Genomic DNA, 2332 nt, shown 5'->3' with positions numbered 1-2332 from the left:
CTATAGGGTCTGGCAGGGTCAAAATGGGGCTGAATAGGGCTGAATAGGGATGGATAGGGTGAGATGGGATCCCTATCCCCATATTACCCTATTCAGCCCCATCTCACCCTATCCAACCCTATTCAGCCCTATTCAGCCCCATTTTGACCCTGCCAGACCCTATAGGGTGTCGGGCGCTTTGTCGATCAGGTCGAGGAACTGGTCGAGCTTGGGGGTGATGATGATTTCGGTGCGGCGGTTTTCAGCGCGTCCGGAGGAGGTCGAGTTGGTGGCGATGGGGTTGTATTCGCCTCTGCCGCCTGCGGTCAGACGCGAGGGATCGATGCCGAAGTCATTCTGTAGCGCCTGAACCACGGATGATGCCCGTAATGCGGAAAGATCCCAGTTGTTGCGGATGTTGGTGCGCGAGATGGGAACATTGTCTGTGTTGCCTTCAACCAGGACGTCATAATCCTTGTAGTCTTTTATTATCTTGGCAATCTTGCCGAGGATGTCCATCGCCGCGGGTGAAATGTCGTAGCTTCCGCTCTTGTAGAGCATGTTGTCGGCAAGGGATATGTAGACCACTCCCTTGAGTACTTTTACATCTACATCTCTTAGCTCATCGGTGTTGAGCGAACGTGTCAGGTTGTTGGTAAGTACCATGTTGAGCGAGTCGGATTTCGATTTGGCTTCCACAAGTTGCTTTATGTATTTGTTTGAGGCGTTGATTTCGTCTACAAGCTTGGCAATGTTCACGCTTCCCTGATGGTTGTTTGCCATTGCCTGGTCAAGGGAGGATTTGATTGCTCCATATGCCTCTTTGAGGTCGGCGTTCAGGGCTTTCAGATCCTTTAGCATCACTTCCATGCTTTTTGTGTTGGCATTGCATTCGATGAGTCCCTCATTTGCCGTGCGGTATTGGTCCGCCATCTGATTATACTTCTTGTTGGAGACGCAGCTGCCGAGGGTGAGCGTCAACGCTGCGGCTGCTCCAATGATGATTCTGCTTTTCATAAACTAAGGTGTTGGTTATATTTATAATCCAGAATCATGCGCAAGTGTTCATTTTCTTGTCTGTCTGTAATTCATTCTATCTGTCTTTGTTGCCATTGCTGTAATTCAGTTACCTCTCTTTGCTGCCTTCCCGGTGATTTATTCTTCTGCGTTTTCCGGCTTTTCGAAGAAGAAAGGGGGAGGGGAGGCCGCTATTCAATGTTTTTGTAGTCGCGCAGGAATTGAGACAGATGATACAAACCTATCGCGAGTCCGAAGAATGCCCCGGTTGCCATGCCTGCAAGAAGATAGATATCGCCCGAATTTACATATGCAAGCCAGCCAAACAGGATGAGTGCGAAGGGAATAAGAATCATAACAAACTGCAGATGCCGTTTGCGATAGAACATGGCTTTTTCGGAAACTTCTCTGACCGACATGCGGACGCAGTCTATGCTGCCGATGCCGTAATACAGCCACCAGTCCATAGTGAAGCACGTAATGAAGTAAACGGCAAATGCGATTGCAAGCCATATTCCGTTGTTGTGCGGGAATATTCGTTGATTCAGGAATATAAGGGATGTTGGGCAGGCGGTCATGCCTGCTATGGCAAACAGGCGGTATCGCTTCTGCAGCCGTTCGAGCGATGTGAGGGGGGTGCCGTGGCGCATGTCGCCGGCAGTCTTGATGCCTTTGGATTCAGAGGAGAGACTGCGGGTTGTGTCGCGCCATGCGGATTTCATGTCTTCGGGATTCATGTCTTTTGTTTTTAGATGGTGGGAATTGGAATCTGTCCGGATTCAATCTGTTACTATAGTATGGGGGGAGGAGCCGTGTCCTAAGATGTTGAGAGAGGGGATGTGAAATGTGATTATTCGAATTTATGCCGTATGCGCGTGAGCTTCTCTTTTATGCGGTGAAGGCGGGTGGCTACTGTGTTTCTCGGCATACCCATGACAGCAGATATGTCGTCATATCCGGCATCATCAAGCCACATGAGGATAATTGCCTTGTCTTCTGCATGCAGAGTGGCAATGAGGCGATGCAGTGTCTCTATGCGTTCGCGGTCAGTGTCGGGTTCATCGCTTACAAGGTCATAAAGTCTGTCAAGGCTTTCCGAGGCGTGGGTGTGGCGGATCTGTTTGCGTATGGTCGATACGCAGGAGTTTATGACTACCCGGTATATCCAAGTGCGTGAGGAGGAATCACCCTTGAATGTGGGTAGCCCGCGCCAGATGTTTATCAATGCGTCCTGACGGAGATCGTCATATTCGGCAACAGAACCGGAGTATGAGAAGCATATGGCGGAAATTAGCGAATCCTCGCGCCTTATCAGGTCAAGGAATTCCTGTTCCTG

The 2332-nt window shown here is 49.9% G+C and carries 3 protein-coding genes; all 3 read right to left on the bottom strand.

Annotated elements, in window-relative coordinates:
- Positions 1-159 precede the first annotated feature (159 nt).
- On the bottom strand, positions 160-996 hold the full coding sequence (locus JX312_RS12420; RefSeq protein WP_204458207.1) for an OmpA family protein: 837 nt from the start codon (positions 994-996) through the stop codon (positions 160-162).
- A 191-nt stretch (positions 997-1187) separates the two neighbouring features.
- Entirely contained in the window at positions 1188-1733 is a 546-nt protein-coding gene (locus JX312_RS12415) for a hypothetical protein (protein WP_204458205.1), read from the bottom strand.
- Between the two features lie 113 nt (positions 1734-1846).
- Positions 1847-2332 (bottom strand): RNA polymerase sigma factor (locus JX312_RS12410; protein ID WP_204458203.1); only part of this gene is annotated, 486 nt, incomplete at its 5' end.

Origin of the sequence: Barnesiella sp. CU968 (assembly GCF_905219685.1) — a bacterium.
GTDB lineage: Bacteria > Bacteroidota > Bacteroidia > Bacteroidales > Muribaculaceae > Lepagella > Lepagella muris_A.
Note: the sequence above shows the minus strand (reverse complement) of the source record. Positions and strands in the feature narration are given on the sequence as shown.

Coding starts and splice junctions, on each gene's coding strand:
- JX312_RS12420 (WP_204458207.1), bottom strand. CDS start 996: ATGAAAAGCAGAATCATCATTGGAGCAGCCGCAGCGTTGACGCTCACC.
- JX312_RS12415 (WP_204458205.1), bottom strand. CDS start 1,733: ATGAATCCCGAAGACATGAAATCCGCATGGCGCGACACAACCCGCAGT.